A 26,073-nucleotide genomic window follows, 5' to 3' on the forward strand; every position below is an offset into this window, starting at 1 on the left:
GACATATGACCGACTGGATCGACATCGGCACGCTGGCCGACATTCCGCCGCGCGGTGCCCGCACCGTTCACATCGGTGGCGAGAAAGAAATTGCCGTATTCCGCACCGGCGACGACCAGATTTTTGCGCTGGTCAATGAATGCCCGCACAAAAAGGGGCCGCTGAGCCAGGGTATCGTTCATGGCCATAGCGTCGCCTGCCCGCTGCATAACTGGAACATCGTGCTGAAAAGCGGCGAGGCGCAGGGCGAGGATAAAGGCTGCACCCCGACGATCGCGGTGAAGCAGGAGGATGGCCGTATATGGATCGCGCAGCCCGAAATGACGAAGGTGGCTGCCTGATGCGCCAGGCGATCCGCACCACCTGCGCCTATTGCGGCGTCGGCTGCGGCATCGCAGCGACGCCGACCGGCGGCCGCGCCGTAACGATCAGGGGGGATGAGGCGCATCCGGCCAATGGCGGCAAGCTTTGTTCCAAGGGCACGCATCTGGGCGAGACGGTCGGCCTTGAAGGCCGCCTGCTCCATCCGATGATCGGCGACCGGCGGGCCAGTTGGGACAAGGCGCTGGATCTGGTCGCCAAGCGGTTCCGCGACACGATCGCCAGACATGGGCCGGACAGCGTCGCCTTCTATGTCTCCGGCCAGATATTGACCGAAGATTATTATGTCGCCAACAAGCTGATGAAGGGCTTTATCGGATCGGCCAATATCGACACCAACAGCCGGTTGTGCATGTCGAGCGCGGTGGCGGGCCACAACCGGGCCTTCGGCGAAGATGTGGTGCCCGCCAGCTATGATGATCTGGACAAAGCCGACCTGATCGTCCTCATCGGGTCCAACACCGCCTGGTGCCACCCGATCGTCTATCAGCGGATACAGGCCGCCCGCGCCGCGCGCGGCACGAAACTGGTGGTGATAGACCCGCGCCGCACCGAAAGCTGCGAGGGCGCGGACCTGCATCTGGCGTTGAGGCCCGGCAGCGACGTCGCTTTGATGAACGGGCTGCTGGCCTGGATGGATCAGGCAAAGCTGATTGACGCGGGCTTTCTGCGCGACAGCGTCAGCGCGCCCGACGATTTCTGGGATCATATTCGCACCGGCCATGACTTGTGGACCACGGCGAAAGCCTGTGACCTCTCGCCTGCGCTGCTCCAGCAATTTTATGAGCTGTTCGCCGCGACGCCGCGCACCGTCACTCTGTTCAGCCAGGGGATCAACCAGTCGATCCGCGGCACGGATCAGGTCAACGCCATCCTGAACGTGCATCTGGCGACGGGCCGCATCGGCAAGTCGGGTGCTGCGCCCTTTTCGATCACGGGCCAGCCCAACGCCATGGGCGGGCGCGAAGTCGGCGGGCTGGCCTCTACGCTGGCGGCGCATATGGATTTCGCACCGGATAATGTTGCGCGGGTCGGGCGTTTCTGGGCCGCGCCGACCATGGCGACCAAGCCGGGGCTTAAGGCCGTCGACATGTTCCGCGCCATCAACGAAGGCCGGATCAAGGCTTTGTGGGTGATGGCGACCAATCCTGCCGTCTCGATGCCCGATGCCAATCGCGTCCGCGAAGCGCTGGAAACCGTGCCGTTCCTAGTCGTGTCGGACGTGATGGCCACCACCGATACCGCCATCCACGCCCATGTCCGCCTGCCTGCTGCGGCCTGGGGTGAAAAGGATGGCACTGTCACCAATTCCGACCGCACGATCAGCCGCCAGCGCGCGCTGATGCCGCTGCCCGGCGAGGTCAGGCCCGATTGGTGGATCGTGACGCAGGTTGCCCGCCGGATGGGCTGGCGCAACGCCTTCGCCTATGATCGTCCCGCCGAAATCTGGCGCGAACATGCCCGGCTGACCGCCTATCAGAATGATGGCGCGCGGCTGCTGAACCTGCGGGCGCAGGCGACGATCGGCAATGACGCCTATGATGCGATGGAACCCTTCCGCTGGGGCGGCACGCCCTTTGCCGACGGGCGCTTTTCGACCCCGGATGGCAAGGCGCGGCTGGTGCCGGTGACGCAAATGGACCTGCAGGGTCCGCTTAGGGACTGGCCGATGACGCTCAACACCGGGCGCTACCGCGATCAGTGGCACAGCATGACCCGCACCGGCCTAAGCCCCAAACTTGCGCGACACCGGGAAGAACCGCTGGTCGAAATCCATGCGGACGATGCCGCTCGGCTGGGCATAGCCGATGGTGATCTGTCCCGCGTATCGACGCCACAGGGGGAAAGCCTGTTCCGCGCGCGGATCAGCGATGGCCAGCGCCCCGGCGAAGTCTTTACGCCGATCCACTGGACCGACCAGCAATCGAGCGGCGGTCGCACCGGCCTGCTGCCGCGCCCCCTGGTCGATCCCCATTCGGGACAGCCGGGGTTCAAATCCACCCCCGTCCGGGTCGAAAAGCTCGTCACCGAATGGAAGGGTTTTCTGATCCTGCGCGGGGCCGAAGCCGTCCGCGTGCCATGCCTGTGGGCGACGCGCATCACTGTGCCGGGCGGCGCGCTCTACGAAGTGGCGGGCAATGGCGATCCGGCACGGCTGGAAGCCTGCCTGCCCAAGGGTGACCGGGTTGAGGCGATCGATCGGGCGCGCGGCACTCGCCGCGTCGCGATCATCCGCGACGGCAGGCTGGCGGGCGTGCTGATCGTCACGCGCACCGGCATATTGCCGAGCCGCTACTGGCTGATCGGGCAACTGGCGGTCGAGGGGGTCGGTGTATCGGTGCTGGCGGCGCGCGGGCCGGGGAACCAGCCCGACAAGGGAGCCATCATCTGTGTCTGTTTCGACATTGGCCTGAACATGATTGTCACGGCCATTCGTGAACAGGGTCTGGTCGATGTGTCCGCGATCGGCGCAGCTTTGGGGGCAGGAACCAATTGCGGGTCATGCCGCCCCGCGCTGGCCAGTATATTGGCGCAGGCACAACAGGAGACGCTTCATGCAGCCGAATGAGTTGCCGGATTCCCCGATAGCGCCCGGACAGGTGTGGCTGGTGGGGGCGGGGCCTGGCGATCCCGACCTCCTGACCCGCAAGGCCGAACGGCTGATCGCTGCTGCCGACATCGTCTTTTACGATGCATTGGTAGGGCCGGGGGTGCTTGGCCTGATCCCGCCAGGCGTGGAACGGGTGGGTGTCGGCAAGCGGTCGGGCCGCCACAGCAAAGCACAGGAAAGCATCAACCACCTCCTGCTCGCGGCGGCGAAGGCGGGGCGGCGCGTGGTCCGATTGAAGGGTGGCGATCCGTCCATCTTCGGCCGTTCGGCTGAGGAAATGGCGCATCTGGGCCGTGAAGGCATCCCCGTCCACATCTGCCCCGGCATCACCACGGCGAGCGCAGCGGCAGCGAGCGGCCATATGTCACTCACGCTGCGCGGCGTCGCGCGCGGGTTGACGCTGGTGACCGCCCATCTAATGGCCGGCGAGCCGCTCGCGCTTGACTGGCCGGCGCTTGCGAGCAGTGGGACGCTTGGCATCTACATGGGCCGCGCGGCGGCGAGCGAGATCAGCCGTAATCTGATCGATGCGGGGCGGCACCCTGACACGCCGGTCATGGTCGCAGTCAACGTCTCCCTGCCGACCGAGCGACTCATCCGGGGCAAACTCTCCGCGCTCGCCTTCCTGGTTCAGGCCGTCAGCGACAGGGAGCCAACCCTGTTGTTGATAGGCGAGGCGGTCGTGGATCATGGCCGCGCCGAAGCACAGGGCAATCGCGCCCTGCTACCCGCCTGACGACTTATCACAAGGGGCTGGTACGATCCCGCGTGCGGACGACCTGTTCCGGTGGCGGTTTGGCGTGGCTGAGACTGTTTGAGTGCCGCGCCTTAGTCCACGGGATATGGCGCGGCTGAGCTACGGTTTTCGTCCACCGTCACGGGGCGACCAATTGGTGGGAAAGCGCGTTGCAGGCAGTTTGGCCGCTCGCAGACCTTGCAACCGGCACCGATTTGCGTCGCCATGGCGGGATCGGCAAGGTCCAGCCCGCGCGCGTAGATCAGACGGGAGGCATGGCGAATATCGCAGCCAAGCCCAACAGCGAAAGTCTTGCTCGGCTCTGTGTAACCCGCGTTGCCGCTGCCCACCGTGCGGGCCACCCATAGATAGGTGCGCCCGTCCGGCATCTGCGCCACTTGGGTCAGCACTCGACCGGGTTGTGCGAAAGCTTCATAGACGTTCCACAGCGGGCAGGTGCCGCCCACGCGGGAAAAGTGAAAATCGGTCGCGGACTGTCGTTTCGAGATATTCCCTGCCCGGTCCACCCGGATGAAAAAGAATGGCACACCGCGTGCCTGTGCGCGCTGTAGCGTGGAAAGGCGGTGGCAAACCGTTTCGAAGCCGACACCAAAGCGGCGGCCGAGCTTCTCGATGTCGTAGGCCTCCTGTTCCGCCGCCGCCAGAAAAGGGCCGTAAGGCAGAATGAGCGCACCTGCGAAATAGTTGGCAAGACCGATCCGCGCCATCCTGCGCGCTTCCTCTCCAGTCAGAACCGGATCATTTGCCAATCGGTCGATCTCTTGGCCCAGTTCTAGGAAGCCCAATTGCGTGGCCATCTGGAAGGTCTGCTGGCCCGTATTCAGATTGGCCGAAACATGGAGCGTGCGGGTCAACGGATCGTAGCGACGCTGCGTCCAGTTGTTCTCAGCATCGCTGTCGTCACACAGGACGTGTACGCCATGGCGCTCCTTGAGCCACGCGATCACGCCGTTATGAATGGTTCGCGGTGTCAGACCGGCTTGCAGGTAAAGCCGTTCCGCCGCTTCATCCAGCGGTTCGACGTGATTGTGGCGGGCGTAAAAGAAATCGCGCACCTGTTCGAAAGGCATGCGCGGCGGGCCGCCGGCGACCCATTCGTCCCCTAGCTGCGCGGCCATCGCCTCGGATCGTTCCGAGGCTTCGCGATAGCGCCGATGCAGCGATATGAGCGTGCGACCAACAGCGGGCATGTTCATCGCCAGTTCGCGCACTTCGGCCAGCGAGATTGTATCCGACCCATCCGACAGGGCGTCGCGCAGGTCGGTAATGAGCCGCGCTTCCTCGTCGTCGGAGAAGAGCTGGACATCGATACCGAATATGGCGTTGATCTTCACCAGCACCGGCACGGTCAGCGGCCGCTGATTCTGTTCCAGTTGGTTGAGATAACTGGCTGATATGCCGAGCGCTTGTGCCAGTTCGATCTGCTTGAGCTTCTTTTCCTCCCGCAGCCGCCGCAATCGCACGCCCATAAATGCCTTGCGCATCAATCTGCCGCTCTTCGCATTATTTGCAAATTCTCAGGCCCCGATCTCGTTATCGTTGAATATCAGCGCATTTTTGCATTAGTCGCAATCTGAAATGTTTGCGAAAGGCTCAGGCCGCGAGATTGCGCAGCACGTAAGGCAGGATGCCACCATTCAGGTAGTAAGCCAGCTCGTCGGTCGTATCGATGCAGCAGAGCGTCTTGAAGCTGAAGCGCAGGCCATCCGCCCATTCCCCTTCCACCATCACGATTTGGCGCGGCTGCAGTCCGGCGAGGCCGGTAATGGTAAATCGCTCGTCACCACGTAGGAAGAAACGATTGCGGGTCATCCCATCGGTAAACTGTAGCGGCAGGACGCCCATGCCGACAAGGTTGGAGCGGTGAATGCGTTCGAAGCTCTCGGCGATGACCGCGCGAATTCCAAGTAGCGCAGTTCCTTTCGCAGCCCAGTCGCGGGATGAGCCGGTGCCATATTCCTTGCCAGCCATAATGATCAGGGGCGTCCCGGCCGCCTTGTGCCGCATGGCAGCCTCATAAATCGGCAGACTTTCGCCGTTCAGCATCGTGTTGCCACCCTCGATACCGCCCATCATTTCGTTGCGGATGCGGATATTGGCGAAGGTGCCGCGCATCATGATCTCATGGTTTCCGCGACGGCAGCCATAGCTGTTGAAATCTGCAGGAAGCACCTGTTGCTCCTGCAACCATTGGCCTGCGGGTGAGGAAGCTTTGATCGATCCTGCCGGTGAGATATGATCTGTGGTGATCGAATCCCCGAAGATGGCGAGGCACCGCGCCGCGATGATATCGGTCACCGGCGCAGGCTGACGATCCAGGGCTTCGAAGAAGGGCGGTTCCGCGACGTAGGTGGAGGACGTCGGCCATTCATATGTAGCACCTTTCTTGACCGCCAGCGCCCTCCAGCGCGCGTCGCCTTCGTAAACATCGGCATAGCGGGCGGCGAACATCTCAGGATCGATTGAAGTGGCGATAGTGGCGGCGATTTCGGCGTTGGATGGCCAGACGTCGCGTAGATATACGGGCTGTCCGTCCCTGCCATTGCCGAGCGGTTCGGTGCTAATGTCGCGCGACACGCTACCCAGCAGGGCGTAGGCGACTACCAGCGGCGGCGAGGCCAGATAGTTGGCGCGAACATCGGGTAAAATGCGGCCTTCAAAGTTGCGATTGCCCGATAGCACGGCAGCAGTGACAAGGCCGTTCCGGTTGATCGCCTCGCTGATCGACGTTTCCAGCGAACCGGAATTGCCAATGCAGGTCATGCAACCATAGCCGGTCAGCGCGAAGCCCAGCGCGTCAAGGTCTTCCTGAAGGCCGGAGCGGACGAGATAGTCGGTCACCACCTTGCTGCCGGGGGAGAGCGTCGCACGCACCCAGGGTTTAGGCACCAGACCCAGCGCCCGTGCCTTGCGAGCGACCAGACCAGCCGCGACGAGTACCGAAGGATTGGAGGTGTTGGTGCAACTGGTGATCGCAGCGATGGCGATGTCACCATGGCCAAGCGTGAAGTCCGCGCCGTTAACCGGCACGCGAGCGTTCAGTTCGTCCGCCTTGCCGTAGGCGCCTGCCAGTTCGGTGCGCAGGCCTTGGGCTACATCCTTGAGCCGCACGCGATCCTGCGGACGGCGCGGGCCTGCAACAGATGGAAGCACCGAGGCCAGGTCAAGCTCCAGCAGATCGGTGAAAACGGGCTCCGGGCCGGCCGCATCGCGCCACATCCCCTGCGCCTTCGCATAGGCCTCGACCAGCGCCACCCGCCTTTCATCCCGCCCGGTTAGGCGAAGATAGGCAATGGTCGCTTGATCAACCGGAAAGAAGCCGCACGTCGCGCCATATTCCGGGGCCATGTTGGCGATGGTCGCGCGGTCCGCCAGCGGTAGGGCGTCGAGCCCGGCGCCACAGAACTCCACGAAACGCCCGACCGCCCCATGCGCGCGCAGCATCTGGGTGATGGTGAGCACCAGATCGGTCGCGGTCACGCCCTCGGTCAGCGCGCCTGTCAGGCGGAAGCCGACGACCTCGGGAATGAGCATCGACACCGGCTGCCCCAGCATGGCGGCTTCGGCTTCTATCCCGCCCACGCCCCAGCCCAGCACGCCAAGGCCGCCGACCATCGTAGTATGGCTGTCCGTGCCGACGCAGGTGTCGGGATAGGCGATCATGGCAGCGCTTTCGTCCGCGCTGGTCCAGACAGTCTGGGCGATGTGCTCCAGGTTCACCTGATGGCAGATGCCGGTGCCCGGCGGCACGACCTTCAGATTGTCGAGCGTGGCCGCCCCCCATTTGAGGAATTCGTAGCGTTCGGCATTGCGCGCATATTCGATGGCGACATTGGCATCGAACGCATTTGCCGTGCTGGCCTCATCTGCCATGACGCTATGATCGATTACCAGGTGGATCGGTATCTGAGGATTGATCCGCGACGCATCGGCGCCCCACCGGTTCATGGTGTCGCGCATGGCGGCCAGATCGACGATGCACGGAACCCCGGTGAAGTCCTGCATCAGCACGCGGGCCGGACGGTACTGGATCTCGCGCGTGGAGCGATAGTCCCGCTGCCATTCGACGAAGGCGCGGATGTCATCCACCGTGACCGAAGCGCCGTCCTCGAAGCGCAGGAGGTTTTCAAGCAGCACTTTGAGGCTGAAGGGTAGGCGGCTGATGTCGCCCAATCGCTCAGCTGCGCGGGGGAGGCTGTAATAAGCATAATCCTGCGCCTCGACGGTCAGGGTGGTGCGGGTGCCCAAGGTGTCGCGGCCTATGGCGGTCATGGCGATGGTCCTGTAATCTCGTGATTGGCACGCGCATGGAAAGACGACCTTCCGATCCATCGAGATGGAAGACCACCCTCACGCAGGGATACTGGAAAGCAGAAGGCGTCTAGGTCTGCGGGACCGCTTCGGGCACGATCGTCTTCACGATCGACGCGTCGAGTTCTTCGTAAGCATGGAGGCCGATCGTCTCGTAAAGCTCGGCGCGGGTTTGCATGGCATCGACCATGGCGTGCGCGCCGCCGTCCCGTGCAATCGCGGCATAGAGCAGGCTCTGCGCCTTGTTGGCGACACGAAGCGAGGAGACGGGCCAGATGACCATCTTGTAGCCCATCGCCTCGAACTCATCGGCGGTGTAGAATGGGGTCTTGCCGAACTCGGTCATGTTGGCGAGGAGCGGTATGGTTGGGAGGGCTGCGGCGAACTTTTCGAACATTTCGCGAGTGTTCAGTGCTTCGGGGAAGATCGCGTCGGCTCCGGCATCGACATAGAGCCTGGCGCGATCCACAGCGGCATCGAAGCCCTCGACCCCGGCGGCGTCGGTGCGCGCGACGATCATGATGTCGCGGCTTGCCTTTTTCGCGGCGGCGACCTTGGTGGCCATGTCGACAGGGGAGACAAGTGCCTTGCCGTTGAGGTGTCCGCACTTTTTGGGCAGGATCTGGTCTTCCAGATGGACCGCCCCTGCGCCCGCCTCCTCAAAAGAGCGGACCATGTGCATGACATTAAGTGCTTCGCCATAGCCGGTGTCTCCGTCCACCAGCAGCGGCAGCCCGGAAGAGCGCACAATCTGGCGAATGAAGAATGTCACCTCATCCACGGTGATAATGCCAAGGTCCGGCAGGCCCATAGAGGCGGTCATCGCTGCGCCGGACAGGTAAAGCCCGTCGAACCCGGCGTTGCGCGCCTGGATCGCGGCCTGGCCGTTGTGCGCGCCGGGCAGCCGATAGATGCCCGGACGCGCCAACGCGGCGCGGAAGCGTTTGCCGGCGGATTCGGTGGGAAGGTCGTCAGCGAGAAGGTAGGGCAATGGGTGTCTCCTCAAGCTGCTTCGCTGCGCTGGGCGAGCGGCACGAAAGGCAGGTTTTCCGGGCCGGTATAGTTGGCCGATGGGCGGATGATCTTGTTGTCCACGCGCTGCTCGATCACATGCGCGGCCCAGCCCGACGTGCGGGCAATCACAAAGAGTGGCGTGAACATCGCAGTTGGCACGCCCATCAGATTGTAGGATACCGCCGAAAACCAGTCGAGATTGGGGAACATGGCCTTGGCGTCCCACATCACGCGCTCGATCCGTTCGGCGACGGCATATTGGCGCTGGGCGCCTGCCTCGTCCGCCAGCGCCTTGGCGACGCGCTTGATGACGACATTGCGCGGATCGGAAATCGTGTAGACCGGGTGGCCAAAGCCGATCACCACTTCCTTGGCCTCTACCCGGCGCCGAATGTCGGCTTCGGCCTCGTCAGGGGTCGCGTAGCGTTTCTGGATTTCGTAGGCGACTTCGTTGGCCCCCCCATGCTTTGGCCCGCGCAGCGCGCCGATGGCGCCTGCGATGCATGAATACATGTCCGACCCGGTGCCGGCGATGACGCGCGCTGTGAAAGTGGAGGCGTTGAATTCATGCTCGGCATAGAGGATCAAAGAGGTATGCATGGCGCGTACCCAGCGTGGCGGGGCAGGCCTGCCATGCAGCAGATGAAGGAAATGCCCGCCGATGCTGTCGTCGTCGGTCTCTACCTCAATGCGGCGGCCATGGTGGGCAAAGTGATACCAATAGAGCAGGATGGAGCCGAGCGAGGCCATCAGCCGGTCGGCGACATCGCGCGCGTCGGGTTGGTTGTGGTCGTACGTTTCGGGCAGCACGCATCCCAGGGCAGAAACACCAGAGCGCATCACGTCCATCGGATGCGCGGCGGCCGGAATAGCTTCGAGCGCTGACTTCACCGAATGGGGCAGCCCGCGCAGACCCTTGAGCTTGGCCTTGTAGGCGGCCAGTTGCGGTGCAGTGGGCAGTTCACCATGGACCAGTAGGTGAGCGATTTCCTCGAATTCGGCCCCCTCGGCGAATTCCAGAATGTCGTAGCCGCGATAATGCAGATCGTTGCCGGTCTTGCCGACAGTGCACAAAGCGGTGTTGCCCGCGGCAATGCCCGAAAGCGCAACCGATTTTTTGGGTTTGAAGGCAGTTTCGGCGTTCATGCGGCATAGTCCCGTTTGTGGGTGAGCGTGGTGAAAGTGAAGCGGCCACTGGCGGCCATGGTCCGGCCGCCGTCCTGTGTCGCGGTCGCGAATACAGAGACGATTATGGCCTGATGATCGGCGCTGACCGACCAGGTTTCGAGATCGACGCCGGGCGAGGCGAAGCCTTCGTTGAGCTGGACAGATTCGCATCTGGCAAAGCGGATCGTGCCGACCAGATGCGAGGAAGCGCGATCGGCGGCGGCGCTGACCATGGCTCCGAAAAGGTCGAGACCCTTTTCCGGGCGGTTGGAGATCATGTCTGTCCTCCTTCCAGTATAGCGGCGGGCACGCGCACACGACCATCCATGAGGATGCGGGCGCTGCGGCTCATGATCGCCTTGGTAACGGTCCAATTGCCGTCCACCAGCGCGGCCTCGGCTCCGACGCGCAGGCTGCCGGAAGGATGGCCGAACGTGACTGCTTTGCGTTCTCCTCCACCCGCCGCAAGATTCACGAGGGTTCCGGGCACGGCGGCAGCCGCCGCGATCGCGACCGAAGCGGTGCCCATCATCGCATGGTGCAGCTTGCCCATCGAGAGCGCCCGCACCAGTAAGTCGATCTCTCCTGCCATCACATGTCGGCCGCTTGCCGTGCGATGATCGACGGGCGGGGCGACGAAGGCGATCTTGGGTGTGTGCTGGCGCTTCGCCGCCTCCTCTGGCGTCCCGATCAGCCCCAGCTTGAGCGCGCCGATGGTGCGCAGTGCCTCGAAGCGTGCGAGTGCAGCCGCATCGCCGTTTACGGCTTCCCGCAGTTCAGTGCCGGTATAGCCGAGATCCTTGGCATCGACGAAGATCGTTGGAATGCCCGCGTCGATGAGCGTGGCCCTGATCCGCCCGCCAGCGACTAGTTCGTCAGGCACTTCGAGATCGTCCACCACATTGCCGGTCGGGAACATCGCGCCGCCCTCATCGGCAGGGTCGAGAAATTCCAGCACGATCTCGGCAGCGGGAAAGGTCACCCCGTCCAGCGTGAATTCGCCTGTTTCCTGCACCGCGCCGCCGTTGACCGGGACATGAGTGATAATGGTCTTGCCGATATTGGCCTGCCAGATGCGCACGGTGCGCACCCCATCCGAACCGGCGTCCACATAGCCTGCATGGATCGCGAACGCCCCGGCAGCAGTCGAGAGATTGCCGCAATTGCCCGACCAGTCGACAAAGTCGCTATCGATGGAAACCTGCCCGTAGAGATATTCGACGTCATGGCCGGGGCGGGCGCTGGGCGAAAGGATGACGCACTTGCTGGTGCTGGACGTCGCGCCGCCCATGCCGTCGATTTGCGCGCCGTAAGGGTCGGGGCTGCCGACCACCCGCTGGAACAGGCGGTTGCGGACCGGGCCGGGAATGCGGGCCGCTTCGGGTAGATCTTCCAGACGGAAGAATACGCCCTTGCTGGTGCCGCCGCGCATATAGGTGGCGGGGATGGCGATCTGGGACATCAGACGGTCGCCGTTTCGCAAGCCAGGAAGTCGGCGGCAAAACGCTGCAGCACCCCGCCTGCCTCATAGATCGAGACTTCCTCAGCCGTATCCAGGCGGCAGGTCACGGGTACGCGCGTGATCGCTTCGTCGGCATGGCGGATCACCAGAGTCAGTGTGGCGCGCGGGCAGCGTTCGCCTTCCACATCATAGGTTTCGGTGCCGTCGAGGCCCAGCGTCAGGCGGGTGGTGCCGGGCTGAAACTCCAGCGGCAGTACGCCCATGCCGATGAGGTTGGTGCGGTGGATGCGTTCGAACCCTTCAGCGACGATGGCTTCCACGCCCGCAAGCCGCACGCCCTTGGCCGCCCAGTCGCGCGAGGAGCCCTGTCCATAATCTGCCCCGGCAATGATGATGAGGGGCTGACGGCGATCCAGATAGGTTTCGATGGCTTCCCACATGCGGATGACCTTGCCCTCTGGCTCTACGCGGGCGAGCGAGCCTTTCTGTACCGCGCCATCGACCACGGCCATTTCATTGACCAGTTGCGGATTGGCGAAGGTGGCGCGCATCGCGGTCAAATGATCGCCGCGATGGGTGGCGTAAGAGTTGAAGTCTTCCTCCGGCAGCCCCATCCGCGCCAGATATTCGCCGGCTGCCGAACTGGGGAGGATCGCATTGGAGGGCGAGAGATGGTCGGTGGTAATATTGTCGGGCAGGATCGCCAGCGGCCTCATGGCCTTCAAGGTTCGCGGGAAGGCAGCCATCGCGCCCACGCCTTCGGTATCCCAATAGGGCGGGCGACGGATAAAGGTAGATTGCGGTCGCCAGTTGTAGAGCGGGCTGGCCTTGTCGCGGCTACGCGGGGCAAACATCGGATCGTAGATTGCGCGAAACTGCTGCGGCTTCACAAAGGCTGCCACGATGGCGTCGATCTCCTCATCACTCGGCCACAAGTCGGCCAGACGGATGTCTCTGCCCTCCGCCACGCCGAGCACATCATTTTCGATATCGAAGCGCATGGTGCCCGCTATCGCATAAGCGACCACCAGTGGCGGCGACGCGAGAAAGGCCTGCCTGGCGTAAGGATGGATGCGCCCGTCGAAGTTGCGGTTCCCCGACAGCACGGCGGTGGCGTAGAGGTCGCGCTCGATGATCTCGCTCTGGATCGCAGGATCGAGCGCGCCGGACATGCCGTTGCAGGTGGTGCAGGCATAGGCAACGATGCCGAACCCCAATTTTTCCAGTTCGGGCAGCAGCCCGGCTTCTTCCAGATAGAGCCGCGCAACCTTGGAACCGGGCGCGAAGGAGGTTTTGACCCATGGCTTGCGCGCCAGGCCCAGTGCATTCGCCTTTTTCGCGACCAGTCCGGCGGCGACCACGTTGCGCGGGTTCGACGTATTGGTGCAACTGGTGATCGCAGCAATGATCACGGCGCCGTCTGGCAGCAGCCCCTCGCGCTCCTGCGCCTTGGCCTCTACAAGATCGCCGGCGATGCCGCGTTCTGCCAGCGCCGACGTCGGCAGGCGGCGGTGCGGGTTGGATGGACCGGCCATGTTGCGTACTACGGTGGACAGGTCGAACTCCAGAACGCGCTCATATTCGGCGGCGCGCAGATCATCGGCCCACAGCCCGGTGTGCTTTGCGTAAGCCTCGACCAGGCGGACATGTGCTGCATCGCGTCCGGTCAGCAACAAATAGTCGATCGTCTGGCTGTCGATGTGGAACATCGCGGCAGTGGCGCCATATTCGGGGCACATGTTGGAGATCGTCGCGCGGTCGCCGATTGAGAGGCCGTCGGCGCCTTCGCCGAAGAACTCGATCCAGGAGCCGACGACGCGGCTCTGACGCAGGAATTCTGTGATTGCGAGCACGATGTCAGTGGCCGTTATCCCCGGCTTGCGGCGGCCGGTCAGGCGCACGCCGACAATATCGGGCAGGCGCATCATCGAGGCGCGGCCGAGCATGACCGTTTCGGCCTCCAGCCCGCCGACGCCGATGGCGATGACGCCCAGCGCGTCGACGTGCGGAGTGTGGCTGTCGGTGCCCACGCACGTATCCGGGAAGGCGACGCCATCGCGCAGCTGGATGACGGGCGACATCTTTTCCAGGTTGATCTGGTGCATGATGCCGTTACCCGCCGGGATCACGTCGACATTCTCGAACGCGCTCTTGGTCCATTCGATGAAGTGGAAGCGATCCTCGTTGCGGCGCTCCTCGATCGCGCGGTTCTTGTCGAACGCCTGCGGGTCGAAGCCGCCATATTCGACCGCAAGCGAGTGGTCGACGATCAACTGGGTCGGCACCACGGGGTTGACCTTGGCGGGATCGCCGCCCTGATCGGCGATCGCGTCACGTAGTCCTGCCAGATCGACAAGCGCCGTCTGGCCAAGAATGTCGTGGCACACGACACGCGCGGGATACCACGGAAAATCGAGATCGCGCCTGCGTTCTACGATCTGGGTCAGCGCGTCGGTCAGCAGCGCAGGATCGCAGCGGCGGACGAGTTGTTCTGCCAGCACACGCGAGACATAAGGCAGGCCAGCATAAGCGCCGGGGCGGATCGCTTCGATCGCGGCGCGCGTGTCGAAATAGTCGACTGCGGTGCCGGGCAGCGGTTTGCGATAGGCATCGTTCATCGGCGCTGGGTCTTCCATCAGGGTATCGACATCAGGATCGGGTCGGGGCGCTCCATCCTGCGCCATGGGGGCGTTATCGGCCGTGCGCGGCTTTTCGAAAATGGCTGAAAAGGCGAAGGGGTGCGGACGGATTTCTGCAAATCAGCGAATTTTGCGAATTGCGGTCATCGCATGACCCGTCTCGTCCGCACCCCCATGCGAAGCGCGTGCGGTCGACTAGCGGAGCATTAGCCCTCAAGTTCCCGGCGGACGATGTCGGCGCCCGCGCCCAGGGCGTTCAACTTGCCGCGCGCCACCTGCCGGGACAGCGGTGCCATCCCGCAATTGGTCGACGGATAGAGCTTGTCGGCATCGACGAACTGGAGAGCCTTGCGCAGCGTATCGGCCACCTCCTCCGGGGTCTCGATGGCATCGCTCGCCACGTCGATGGCGCCGACCATCACCTTCTTGCCCCGGATCAGTTCGATCAGGTCCAGCGGAACGCGGGAGCGGTGGCATTCCAGCGAGATGATGTCGATCTTGGACTTTTGCAGGTTGGGGAAGGTCTCCTCATACTGCCGCCATTCCGATCCCAGCGTCTTCTTCCAGTCCGTATTCGCCTTGATGCCGTAGCCGTAGCAGATGTGGACCGCCGTTTCGCATGTCAGCCCCTCGGTCGCGCGTTCCAGAGTAGCGATTCCCCAGTCGTTCGCCTCTTCAAAGAACACGTTAAAGGCTGGTTCGTCGAACTGGATCACATCGACACCCGCCGCTTCCAACGCCTTTGCCTCCTGATTGAGGAGCGTCGCGAACTCCCAGGCCAGCTTCTCGCGGCTGCGATAATGGGCATCGTACAATGTATCGATCATCGTCATCGGGCCGGGCAGCGTCCACTTGATCGGCTGGCTGGTCTGGGCGCGCAGATATGTCGCATCGTCGACGAAAACGGGCTTCGGTCGTGCGACCGCGCCCACGACCGTGGGCACGCTGGCATCGTAGCGATTGCGAATCCTGACGGTCTCGCGCTTTTCAAAATCGACGCCGCTCAGATGCTCGATGAAGGTCGTGACGAAATGCTGGCGGGTCTGTTCGCCATCGCCGAAGATGTCGATCCCCGCCTGCCGCTGGTCGTCCAGGGCCAGGCGCAGGGCATCCTGCTTGGCGACGGCCAATTCATCACCCTTCAGCTTCCAGGGTGACCAAAGCTTCTCAGGCTCCGCAAGCCATGATGGCTTGGGCAGACTGCCGGCGGTCGATGTGGGCAATATTCTATTCATGATGGAGGGCCTTTTCTTCTATTGGGTCAGATCATGTTCTTGGGTGCTTGTGTGGCGGACCATTGCGAGAGAAGTTGGCCGTAAGGTTTGATGAAATTCTCTTCTGCGAACCGGCCCTGCTCGATGCCCAGGCGGCTTCGTTCCTCGCGGTCGTAGTCAATGCGCGTGGACGAAAAGTCCTGATGCGTCAGGCTGGGCCGGAAGCGCGTTCCCGCTGTGCGATTGGCGTTGTAGATTTCGGGCCGGTAGATCTTCTGAAAGGATTCCATCGTGCTGATGGTGCCGATCAGTTCCAGGTTGCTGTAGTCGCCGAGCAGATCCCCGGCGAAATAGAAGGCCATGGGCGAGCGGCTGCCCCGTGGCATGAAAAAGCGGACCTTAAGACCCATCTTCGCGAAATATTCGTCGGTCGGCGAGAATTCACTTTGCCGGTATTCGAAGCCCAGAATGGGGTGATGGTTTTCCGTGCGATGGTAGGTCTTGCTGCTGGATACGCTCAGGCAGATGACGGGAGGCTTGGAAAAATTGGCCTTGTACGTATTGGACTGCACGAAATGGCGGAACAGACGGCCGTGCAGATCACCAAAGCCGTCCGGCGTGTCGAAACCGACGCGGTCCCGGTTGTGCGCCGCCAGCAGCACGCTGAAATCATAGTCGCGCAGGTAGGATGAGAAGTTGTTTCCGACGATGCCGGCAATGCGATTGTCCGTCTTGCGATCGATGATGCTGGTGTTCAGGATTTCGATGATGGGAAACGCCGTGAGGCCGTTGGCAGCGGCAAGGCTCATCGCGACGGAAATGATATCCAGTTCCATGCCGTAGCGATCCCCATCGGGATTATCCCAATCGGCTAGGTCGTTGAAACGGTTGTCGATCATCTTCAGCACGCCACGCAGATTCTCCTGCCGGTTCTTCCCTCTGGCCAGATTGGCGAAGTTGGTCGTGATACGCGTGGTATCCGACGGGCGATAATCGTCGTCAAAGCGAAGGCGCGTGATGGAAAAGGTAAGATCCTCGCCTGTCATGGTCCGATGCCCTGATGGCTGCTTGTCGGTGGCGATGGTCGGCGTGCTGTGGTCGTGGCGGGAAAGGGCAGGATTGGCGCAAGTCACGGGCATGCAAAGGCTCCTTCGGTCCGGCGCGAACGCCGTCCGTCTTTAGCGGGCTGAATGATGGGAGATTGGCGGCGCGCCGCTTCCGTCAGGGGTCAGCCTGATGGCACGGCGCGCGGACGCATTCGTCGGTAGCGAATGAAGCGGAACAGGATTGGAAGCATTGACCGATCACCTGCATTTGCCGGGCGGAAGGGCCAAAGAAGAACGCGCAAGGCATGAATTACCCGGAAAGTGCTTTACGGCACGGGCAACGCTTCAAGCGCGATCCATCGGAGGAACCCCCGTCCGAGGAAAGTTATGGCGCCGAAGGCAGGTCTCCTGGCTTACGGGTCATCGCGGTGGTTCCGGCCTTCCCGGGTTTCTTGCAAAAACCCAGTGACGCGAAATGGAACCGCCGCTCGCCGCTTACAGTTGCGGGGGCAGCGCCGGACTCTGCCTCGAAAAGGCACCACCGGCTTCCCGTCTTAGCCCCACCGTCATGCCTGAGGTGGGGAACCTTGACAGGATCGTTTGACGCCATTCAAGCATAATTGTCAAGAGTTATATAAAGATTTCTTTATATAGCGCAGGCGGCTGTGCGTTCAGCCCTCGGCGGCAGTCGGGCGGCTCCACCGAAGCCGTCGCCAAACCTGTGAATCAATGGAGTCAGCAAGATGGCCCTCACGCCCCGACCATCGTGGCGCGGCTGCCCAGCTTAACGTGATCAGTCCGATCAATGGAATGACAGCGGCCCGATCTTCTGGACTATGTCGCCAGCGCGATTGGCACCCGATAGATCGCCTCGGCATTGCCCCCAAGGGAACGGCACAGGTTGAGGCCCGCGTGTAGCAGAGGCAGTGCCAGTCTTTTTTGCGACCCAGACAGGCGTACTTCGGGCCCTGCGATACTGAGCGCACCTACGAGCCGGTCGCCATGGCCGATCACCGGCACCGAAAGCGAGGCAACGTGCGGCGTCGTAACGCCAGAGGTATAGATGGGCAGGGGCGGTAGTGCGGGTTTAACCTCCGGCCAGTTCTCGAACAAAAGCAGCAACTGCGCGGATGCCGATCCATCGAGCGGCCGCTGTGTGCCTGGCTGGACGTCGAGCCGCAGATTGCTTGGAGAATTTACCCGAAACAGGCAAAGCCGCACATCTCCCTGACGCACATAGAATGTCGCTGTTTCCTCGGTTTCGAAGGCGAGTTTGGCGAGAATCGGCTGGACATGCTTTTCAAGATCGTTGCCCTCCCTGAAGATCGAGTTGAGCCGAGCCACCTCGCTGCCCAACTGATACTGGCCGTCGGGCATCCTGATCAGGAGATTATAGCGTTCCAGCGAGACGGCCAGGCGCATGATGGTGCTTTTGACCAAGCCAGTGCGCTCGGCAAGCTCGGCAAGACCAAGAACGCCGTCGCCCTGTTTGAAGCTTGTCAGCAGCAGCAGCCCTCGTTCAAGGGCGGCTACGCCTTCCAGTGCCGGTCGATCCTTGAAGTCCGTCGCCATCGCAATCCCTCTGAAACTTCGACTGCTGTAGCGGACGGGCAGGGATCAGGCTATCAAATCCCTTCGCAACCCAAACGCTTGAGCGTTTCTTCAACCCAGGCGCGCGGATTTTCGCCCCGGCGGATCTTGGCCATCTGCTCGGTTTCGGCAGCATGCTTTGCCGCTGCTTTGGCGCACACAGCCTCCGCTTCGTCGATGGTGACGGCAATAAGGCCATCGTCGTCGCCAAGGATCAGGTCGCCCGGCTGGATCACCATGCCGTCAATGGCAATCGGCACATTCACTTCGCCGGGGCCGTCCTTGTAAGGCCCACGGTGCGTGATGCCAGCGGCAAAGACCGGAAAGCTGCCCGCCCGGATCGCCGCGGCGTCGCGAATGGCGCCGAAGATCACGATGCCGGCAAGGCCGCGGCTTTCTGCATGGGCGACCATGAGCTCACCGATCAGGGCGTTGGTCAGGTCACCGCCGCCGTCGACCACCACCACATCGCCCGGTTCGGCAATATCGAGCGCGCGGTGCAGCATGAGATTGTCGCCGGGCCGTGCCTTCACGGTGACGGCAGGTCCAGCCAGAACGCCGCCGCCGTGCATGGGGCGAAGCGCCGCGCCGCCAGCGAACATGCGGTTCATGGCGTCGCTCACATTCGCGACCGGCAATTGTGCGGCACGCTTGACCAGATCGGCGGGCACGCGACGCTCGACGGGCAATACTCGGAAACCGATGCTCATAAAATCTCCAGTCGCGATCAGAATTTGAAACGGAAGCCAACGCGATAGACGCGGCCAAATGTGTCATAGAGCTGGGTGTTGGTCGCCACCGCGATCGATCCGTCGCCCGGCGCATAGGGCGGCTCCTGATCAAGGACGTTCTGGACGTTGAAATACATCTCCGCGCCCTTGCCCAGATCCTCGAACCGATAAGCAAAGCGCATGTCCCAATAGGCTTGCGGCTTGATGTGCTGCAGGCTGACTGCCTGCGGACCCTTGGTATTGTCGTAACGTCCGCCACCGATGAACCGCAGCTGGTTGAACCAGTTGAAATTGCCGTGCGTGAAATCGGCCTGGGCGTTGACGCGCCAGTGCGGGTTGGAATTGATACCCACTTCGCCCGCCCGGTCGATGGAAGGCGACCCCGGTGTCGTCGTCGCAAGTTTGCCGACATAGGAAATGATGCTGCGCAGCGACAGTGAGTTGGACATATCCGCGAAAGGCACGCGATAGCTCAATTCAACATCGACGCCGTTGGTGACGAGCGTGGAGAGGTTGATCGGATAGGCCGTCAGAGCCGAGATATTTCCGGCTGCGTCGCGGGTGATGAAGCCACAGGCCAGTTGGTTGCCGGCAAAGCACTGGTCAACGCCCTGTTGCGCCGACAGCGAACCGATCGCATCGTTGATCTTGATGTCGTAATAATCCGCCGAAATGCTGAGGCCAGGAACGAAGCTCGGCTGGAACACCGCCCCCAACGTCAGCGTGTCCGCCCTTTCCGGTTGCAGGTTGGCGTTGCCGGTCGTGGTGATGAAAATGCCCGATGTACGGACATTGTTCTTGAACGGGTCCACCACCGTCGCCGACTGGGTCCGCCCGCTGGTGAAGAGTTCGGACAGATTGGGGGCGCGGATGTCGCGGGAGCGGGTGGCACGCAGGCGCAGCGAGCTGACCGGCGTCCAGCTGAGGCCCGCCTTCCAGGTGGTGACGCCGCCGCTGGTCGAATAATCGGTATAGCGAACCGCACCGTTGAATTCGAGTTCGCGGGCGAAGGGCAGATCCTTCAGAAGCGGTATGACGGTTTCGAGATAGCCTTCCTTCACATTATAGCTGCCGGACCAAGGCTGGGGATTGGCGAACAGGAAGGCGCCGGCCTGCGAGAGCGGATCGACGGCCAACTGCGCCTGTTCCTTGCGATATTCGCCGCCGGTAGCGAAGGAGATCGGGCCAGCCCAACCTTCGAACAAAGTGCCCGAAATATTGATGGCTGCGACATCTTCCTTGAAAACCGAGTCGGTGCGGCTGAGACCGCGCGTATAGGCCAGCGCCGCGGCGGAAGGCGAGCCGACGCCAAACGGATTGAACGGGGCGCAGCCATTAGTGGGGTCAGTCAGCGTCGATCGGCAGACAATCGCGCCATTGGCCGGATTGACGACCGCATCCACCGCGCGGGTGAAGTTGGGCGTGATTTCATTGTTGATGACGTCGGTCTGCTGGCGGGTGCGGCCATGCTGATAATAGCCATTGACCTTCAGCCCACCAAGCTCGCCAGCGAAGCCCGTGACGTAGCGATCGGTCTTGGTATCCACGGACACGTCCGCCAGCCCGCCCTCGATCGACCAGCGCAGCATCGTCAGTGAGGTGACCTGCGGATTGGCGTCCAGCAGCGTGCGAAGCGGCGTAGGCAGGAAGGCGTTATCGCGACGAATCGTTATCGGGTTGGTCGCGAGATGGCGATTGGCCGAGGTTGAATAGCGAGTATAGGTCCAGCCATAGGACGCTTCACCAAATACCGACCACCGATCGGTCAGTTCATATTCGGCGCGACCGAAGAAGGCGGCCCGTTCCAGCGGACGATTGATTTCCTGAAGGAATTCGGTGTTGAAGCCGTCGCCGCCGATCTGCTGTGTCGCGGTGGTGTATGAACCATAATTATAGGGCAACACCGTTCCGCCGGGACCAAACTGGATGCCGCGGAACAGCGCATTCTGGGCCGCGCTTCCGCCGTTGCCAGTGCTGATCATGCCGCCGTTGCTGCCAATCGCGCGCACATCTTCCGCTGCGATCAGGGCAGGACCGCCTGCCGGGCCGTTGATGAGGTTGGACCCGCGCCGGGCCCAGGCCCGTTCGCCTTCCAAAATGCCCTTGTTCCGATAATATTCGGCGCTTCCGAGCAGGCGCAGCCGGCTATCGGCTAGCGCAATGCCGCCCGTCAGCGAGCCACGCAGTTCCTGATTATCCCCTTCATCGGCGATGCCGGTGGAAACTTCGCCCTTCAGCCCCTCGAACTTCGTATCGAGGACGAAGTTGACGACGCCGGCAACAGCGTCCGAGCCATAGGCCGCCGAAGCGCCCCCGGTCACGACATCGACGCGCTGGACAAGGCCGGCAGGCAGCAGGTTGACGTCGACCGTGCCATATTGGCTGGCAGCGACGAAGCGGCGGCCATCGAGCAAAGTCAGCGTGCGCACCGCGCCCAGGTTGCGCAGATTGAGGAAGCTCTGTCCGCCGCCCTGTGTGCCGGTCGCGCGCTGCGGGCCGCTGGTTGCGGTCAGCGCAGGAAGCGTCCGAAGCGAATCGGCGATGGTCGACGGCGCAGCCTTGCTCAACTGGTCCGCGTTGAGAACCGTGACCGGCGTGGGGGTGGTGAAGCCGGTGCGGCCGATGCGCGAGCCGGTAACGACGATGTCACTCGTTCCAGCGTCGGGCGCGGTGTCGCCTGCGTCAATCGCGCCTTGTTCGGATGAGGCTGCAGCAGCGGCGTCCGGCGCCGCCTGGCCGTAGGCGACGGGTACTGCCACGAATGCGGCGACCGAGCCGAGCAATAAGGATTTTCCAAATTTGGACGCAATGACTGCCGATTTCATGAACCTCTCCTCCCGATAGCGTTTGCCATTGCCGCCCTCATAATCGCCAGGAAAGTGATTGCAATCATATTTTGAAACGTCGTTGCGTTTCAGTGAAAATGCCTTAGAGATCGTGACCGACTCGAATTCGAGCGTTTGGAGAGGAGATACAGTATGACCCCTGTTCGCCGCGCACTGGCAGCCACGACCGCTGTCGGAGCCATCATGTTCATGTGCTCCGCACCTGCATCGGCCCAGTCGGCAGTCGCGCCTGCTCAGGACGACGACAGCTCGATGCAGCTGCCTCGCGCCCCCGAAGCCGGTGCAGCGGATGCCGGGCCTAGCGCAGCGGACATCGTTGTCACCGGATCGCGCGTCGCGCGTCCGGGCTTTACCTCTCCTACCCCTGTGACGGCGCTCAGCAGCGCCGAACTTGCGAAATCCTCGCCTTCGACCGTGTCCGAGGCGCTTCGTACGCTGCCTGCGCTCACCAATACGTCCGGCACGCAGCGCAACTCAGGCAGCGCAGGGGGCGGCCAGAGCTTCCTGAACTTGCGAGGGCTGGGCGCCACCCGCACGCTGACGCTGGTCGATGGACGGCGCTTTGTATCCACGAACATCACCGGCAGCGTGGACGCCAACCTCATACCGTCCGCCCTTATTCAACGGGTCGATGTCGTGACCGGCGGCGCGTCCGCTGCTTATGGATCGGACGCGGTGGCAGGCGTGGTCAACTTCGTGCTGGACAGCCGATACGAAGGCATCAAGGCCAGCGCGCAATACGGCCTGACGTCGCATGACGACAATCATGAATTTGTCGCGACGCTGACAGGGGGAACGGCGTTTGCCGGCGGTCGAGGCCATCTGGTCGTCAGCGGCGAATATTTCGAGAATAAGGGCATTCGTGGCGACGCGCGCGACTGGGCGCGCAGCGGCTATCAGGTCATTACAAATCCGACCGGCAATGGAACGGAAGCCAATCCGACCCAAATTCTCTCACCCAACGTCCGCCTCGTCACCAGCTATGGCGGGCTTATCCTGAATGGCAATGGCGGAACGGCCGCCGCGAACGCCAGCTTCCGGGGCATCAGCTTTGGTCCCGGCGGCGTGCCGCAGGCCTTTGATTTCGGCACCCTGACCACGGCAGGCACCCAGGTCGGCGGATCGGGCGTCGACAATGCTATTATCCAGCAGATCAACCGCCCGCTGACCCGGAAGGCCATTTTCGCCCGCGCCAGTTTCGACATCACGCCTGAATGGTCGCTGTTCGGGGAAGGCAGCTATGGCGAAGTGCGGTCGGACTATATCAACGGCCCGAATGTCCATAACAGCAATGCCGCGCAGACTGCATTCATCACGATCCGTCAGGACAATGCCTATCTGCCCGACAGCATTCGCAACCAGATGATCGCATCGGGCGTCACCAGCCTCACCATGACCCGCTGGGATCTGGAAGATGGCAAAACCCATACCGACAACCGCAACAGGACCACCCGGCTCGTTGGCGGCTTTGAAGGGCGGATCGGTGACTGGAAACTCGACGGCTATTATCAGTGGGGGCAGAACCGCAACACCAACATCGTCAAGACCACCAACAAGATCACCAACTTCAATCTGGCGACAGACGCGGTTCGGGCGCCTGACGGCAGCATCGTGTGCCGTTCGACACTGACAAGTCCCGGTAATGGCTGTGTGCCGTTCAATCCCTTCGGCGTCGGCAGCCCGTCCTCGGCATCGCTGGCCTATGTAAATGGCGACAGCCCCGCCTATATCCGCACGACGCAGCAGGCGGCGGCCCTCAACCTGTCGGGCGAACCCTTTTCTACCTGGGCCGGTCCGGTCTCTCTGGCGGTTGGCGCCGAATATCGGCGCGAGACGGCGCGCGTGGAATCGGACGCGCTGTCGCTGCTGAGCGGCTATAAGATCGGTAACCAGCAGCCCTGGTCCGGCGCCTACAGCATCCGCGAATTCTATGCAGAAACGGTCGTGCCTCTGGTCAATGACATGCCGATGCTGCGCCTGGTGGAAGCCAATGCTGCCGTGCGCCGGACGCATTACAGCACCAGCGGGTCAGTGACGACGTGGAAGGGCGGCCTGACTTACAAGCCGATCGAGGATCTGCGGTTGCGTATCACCCGGTCGCGGGACATCCGCGCGCCCAACCTCAACGAGCTATTTTCGAAAGGGCGGCAGAGTGTTTCGACCGTTCGCGACCCTTTCCGCAACAATGTGATCGCGTCGAATATTTCGAGCCTGACGACGGGCAATCCCAATCTGAGGCCGGAAATCGCCAATACGCTGACCTATGGCGGCGTTTATAGCCCGTCCTGGGCGCCGGGACTGCAATTGTCGGTCGACTATTATCGGATCAAGATCGACGGCGCGATCGCGACCGTTACCGATCAGGTGGCGCTCGACCAGTGTTTTGAGGGGTCGGCCGATTTCTGCGCCCTCAGCACCCGCGATGCGAATGGCAACCTGACCGGGTTCCGTTCGTCCCCCATCAATTATTCGCAGCTTTTGACCAGCGGTATCGACATCGAAGCTTCCTACGCCGTGCCGATGGCGAGCATGTTTGACTGGTGGAAGGGCCAACTCAACCTGCGCGCGGTCGCCAACCGGGTGAACCATTTTACCACGTCGGCACCGGGTCTGGTCACGCGCGATGTTGCGGGTTCGATCGTCGACAGCCAGCCGCACTGGCGGGCGCAGGGGCAACTGGATTATACGCTGGATGGCCTAAACCTGACGCTGATCGGCCGCTATGTCGGCAGCGGAACCTATGACAAGTCCCGTTCCCCCGCCCAGCTTGGCTTCCGCGACGTCGCTGCACAGGCCTTTCTGGACGGACAGATCAGCTACAAATTGCCGCAGCTTGGTCGCAACGGCCAGATTTACCTGAATGTCCGAAACATCCTGAATACCGACCCCCGGATCGCGCCACTGGCGGGCAATCTGGTGATTGTGACCAACCCCTTCCTCTATGACACTACCGGGCGGATGTTCCGCTTTGGCGTGCGCGCCAGTTTCTGAAAAGGACGGATCATGACGCCTTTCTCGAAGACCATCCTGGCACTGTTGATGATGGGTGCGGCGACTGTTGCGGTCGCCGCCGATCACAGCGTCACGCAGGCAACGATGGATCAATGGAAGAAAAGCCAGAGCAACTGGGGCCGATGGGGCGCGGATGACGAGAAGGGTACGCTCAACCTCATCACCCCCGCGGTCCGCAAGAAGGCCGCGGCGCTGGTGAAGCAGGGCATCGCCGTGTCAATGGAGCGGGAGATTGTGCCCGTTCTTCTGCCGCCCGACGGTGACGCTCCGCCAACACGGGCGCCTGTGCAACAGAAGATGCTGTCCGGCCCGCCCAAGCGGCCCAGCGGGTCGACCGACCAACTCAACATCGCTGCCCACGGATATAATCTCACGCATTTCGACGCGCTGGGCCACCATCTGTTCGACGGTAAGATGTATAACGGCTTTGCCGCCAGCGAGCATTTGCTGATGGACAAGGGCCTGACGCGCGGCAGCATCGCGGCGGTCGCCGATGGCGTTTTTACGCGCGGCGTGCTGGTGGACATGCCGCTTCTCAAAGGCGTGCCCTATCTGGAGCCGGGGACCCCCATTTATGCCGAGGATCTGGAAGCGTGGGAGAAATTCTCCGGCGTTCGGATCGAGCCGGGCGACGCTGTATTCATTCGGACCGGCCGCTGGGAACGGGAAGCCGATAAGGGGCCATGGGAGATCGCAAAGTCGGCAGCTGGGCTTGATGCGTCCGTGATCCCGTGGCTCAAGAAGCGGGACATCGCCCTGCTGGGCAGCGAATCCGCGCTTAGCGTCGTGCCATTTCCTGAAACGACGAAGATCGACAATCCCGACGATTATCTGCCGGTGCATAATTTCGCGCTGGTGGCGTTGGGCATGCCATTGATTGACAATGCCGATCTGGGGCCGCTGTCGAAAGAGGCAGCGCGGCTCAAGCGCTACAGCTTTTTGTTCACCGCCGCGCCGATCCGGGTCAAGACCGGGACCGGCGTGCCGGTCAACCCGATCGCGACGTTCTGATCGGTGGGCGTAATGAGTGACATCCTCGACCATCGGCAAATTCCGGTCGGCCAGACCTTCATCGACCCTTTGGTTGTCGAGCAGATGAAAAGGCTGGCGACCGCAAAGACCGACGAGGCGCTCAATGACCGGTTCGGCATCAGCTACAATACATGGCGAAAGCTGATTGCCGGGCGTCCGGTGCGACGGTCGCTGGCCGAACGCGTGACGGATCGCGTCCGGCATATCGCACAGATTGAGGGCCATCAGGTCCGATAGCCCTTTCCGCAAAGGAGAAGCCC

The 26,073-nt window shown here is 62.4% G+C and carries 18 protein-coding genes and 1 riboswitch; of the genes, 6 read left to right on the forward strand and 12 right to left on the reverse strand.

Translation table 11 applies throughout. From position 1 onward, the window contains the following. The first annotated feature begins 5 nt into the window (after positions 1-5). Genes nirD through cobA form a run of 3 tightly spaced genes read left to right on the forward strand, consistent with a single transcriptional unit; the run spans position 6 to position 3,728 of the window. On the forward strand, positions 6-341 hold the full coding sequence (gene nirD / locus IWY39_RS21690) for a nitrite reductase small subunit NirD (RefSeq protein ID WP_107125949.1): 336 nt from the start codon (positions 6-8) through the stop codon (positions 339-341). Further along, a complete protein-coding gene (locus IWY39_RS21695) occupies positions 341-2,950 on the forward strand; it encodes a nitrate reductase (RefSeq protein ID WP_107125948.1) in 2,610 nt (869 codons plus the stop codon). The genes nirD and IWY39_RS21695 overlap by 1 nt, the downstream gene beginning before the upstream one ends. Then, a complete protein-coding gene (cobA, locus tag IWY39_RS21700; RefSeq protein WP_107125947.1) occupies positions 2,937-3,728 on the forward strand; it encodes a uroporphyrinogen-III C-methyltransferase in 792 nt (263 codons plus the stop codon). The genes IWY39_RS21695 and cobA overlap by 14 nt, the downstream gene beginning before the upstream one ends. A gap of 92 nt (positions 3,729-3,820) precedes the next feature. Here cobA and IWY39_RS21705 read toward each other — a convergent pair whose 3' ends face one another. The 12 genes from IWY39_RS21705 to IWY39_RS21760 all read right to left on the reverse strand — a co-directional run bounded on the left by IWY39_RS21705 (position 3,821) and on the right by IWY39_RS21760 (position 21,748). Further along, positions 3,821-5,233 carry a short-chain fatty acyl-CoA regulator family protein gene (locus IWY39_RS21705; RefSeq protein WP_107125946.1) on the reverse strand — a complete coding sequence of 471 codons (1,413 nt, stop codon included), beginning with the start codon at positions 5,231-5,233 and terminating at the stop codon, positions 3,821-3,823. A 109-nt stretch (positions 5,234-5,342) separates the two neighbouring features. Continuing rightward, on the reverse strand, positions 5,343-8,021 hold the full coding sequence (acnA, locus tag IWY39_RS21710; RefSeq protein WP_107125945.1) for an aconitate hydratase AcnA: 2,679 nt from the start codon (positions 8,019-8,021) through the stop codon (positions 5,343-5,345). 109 nt (positions 8,022-8,130) lie between these two features. Then, on the reverse strand, positions 8,131-9,051 hold the full coding sequence (prpB, locus tag IWY39_RS21715; protein ID WP_107125944.1) for a methylisocitrate lyase: 921 nt from the start codon (positions 9,049-9,051) through the stop codon (positions 8,131-8,133). An 11-nt stretch (positions 9,052-9,062) separates the two neighbouring features. After that, on the reverse strand, positions 9,063-10,220 hold the full coding sequence (gene prpC, locus IWY39_RS21720) for a bifunctional 2-methylcitrate synthase/citrate synthase (protein ID WP_107125943.1): 1,158 nt from the start codon (positions 10,218-10,220) through the stop codon (positions 9,063-9,065). Further along, positions 10,217-10,519, reverse strand: a complete 303-nt coding sequence (locus IWY39_RS21725) for a hypothetical protein (RefSeq protein ID WP_017182463.1) — start codon at positions 10,517-10,519, stop codon at positions 10,217-10,219. Before IWY39_RS21725 ends, prpC begins: the two co-directional genes overlap by 4 nt. Continuing rightward, entirely contained in the window at positions 10,516-11,703 is a 1,188-nt protein-coding gene (gene prpF / locus IWY39_RS21730; RefSeq protein WP_107125942.1) for a 2-methylaconitate cis-trans isomerase PrpF, read from the reverse strand. Before prpF ends, IWY39_RS21725 begins: the two co-directional genes overlap by 4 nt. Then, entirely contained in the window at positions 11,703-14,387 is a 2,685-nt protein-coding gene (gene acnD / locus IWY39_RS21735; protein ID WP_107125941.1) for a Fe/S-dependent 2-methylisocitrate dehydratase AcnD, read from the reverse strand. The genes prpF and acnD overlap by 1 nt, the downstream gene beginning before the upstream one ends. A gap of 161 nt (positions 14,388-14,548) precedes the next feature. Then, the gene (locus tag IWY39_RS21740) at positions 14,549-15,577 is read right to left on the reverse strand and encodes a methionine synthase (RefSeq protein WP_107125940.1); all 1,029 of its coding nucleotides are present in this window, start codon (positions 15,575-15,577) and stop codon (positions 14,549-14,551) included. Positions 15,578-15,603: 26 nt separating this feature from the next. Further along, positions 15,604-16,602, reverse strand: coding sequence for a DUF1852 domain-containing protein (locus IWY39_RS21745; protein ID WP_107125990.1), 999 nt, complete (start codon positions 16,600-16,602; stop codon positions 15,604-15,606). Between the two features lie 380 nt (positions 16,603-16,982). Further along, positions 16,983-17,207: riboswitch (cobalamin riboswitch) on the reverse strand. Between the two features lie 229 nt (positions 17,208-17,436). Beyond that, on the reverse strand, positions 17,437-18,174 hold the full coding sequence (locus tag IWY39_RS21750; RefSeq protein ID WP_017182468.1) for an IclR family transcriptional regulator: 738 nt from the start codon (positions 18,172-18,174) through the stop codon (positions 17,437-17,439). Between the two features lie 53 nt (positions 18,175-18,227). Continuing rightward, positions 18,228-18,902 carry an RraA family protein gene (locus tag IWY39_RS21755; protein WP_017182469.1) on the reverse strand — a complete coding sequence of 225 codons (675 nt, stop codon included), beginning with the start codon at positions 18,900-18,902 and terminating at the stop codon, positions 18,228-18,230. Positions 18,903-18,919: 17 nt separating this feature from the next. Then, positions 18,920-21,748, reverse strand: a complete 2,829-nt coding sequence (locus IWY39_RS21760; protein WP_107125939.1) for a TonB-dependent receptor domain-containing protein — start codon at positions 21,746-21,748, stop codon at positions 18,920-18,922. Between the two features lie 153 nt (positions 21,749-21,901). On the opposite strand from IWY39_RS21760, the gene IWY39_RS21765 reads away from it, so the two are divergent. The 3 genes from IWY39_RS21765 to IWY39_RS21775 are packed head-to-tail and all read left to right on the forward strand — an operon-like array spanning position 21,902 to position 26,050. Next, the gene (locus IWY39_RS21765) at positions 21,902-24,760 is read left to right on the forward strand and encodes a TonB-dependent receptor domain-containing protein (RefSeq protein ID WP_229380746.1); all 2,859 of its coding nucleotides are present in this window, start codon (positions 21,902-21,904) and stop codon (positions 24,758-24,760) included. Positions 24,761-24,772: 12 nt separating this feature from the next. Further along, positions 24,773-25,792 (forward strand): cyclase family protein, encoded by a 1,020-nt coding sequence (locus tag IWY39_RS21770; RefSeq protein WP_107125938.1) that lies wholly within the window; start codon positions 24,773-24,775, stop codon positions 25,790-25,792. A 12-nt stretch (positions 25,793-25,804) separates the two neighbouring features. Next, positions 25,805-26,050: a hypothetical protein gene (locus IWY39_RS21775; RefSeq protein ID WP_019052817.1), complete on the forward strand. Its 246-nt coding sequence runs from the start codon at positions 25,805-25,807 to the stop codon at positions 26,048-26,050. The last annotated feature ends 23 nt before the right edge of the window (positions 26,051-26,073 follow it).

This window comes from Sphingobium sp. JAI105 (assembly GCF_015752145.1).
Taxonomy (GTDB): domain Bacteria; phylum Pseudomonadota; class Alphaproteobacteria; order Sphingomonadales; family Sphingomonadaceae; genus Sphingobium; species Sphingobium xenophagum.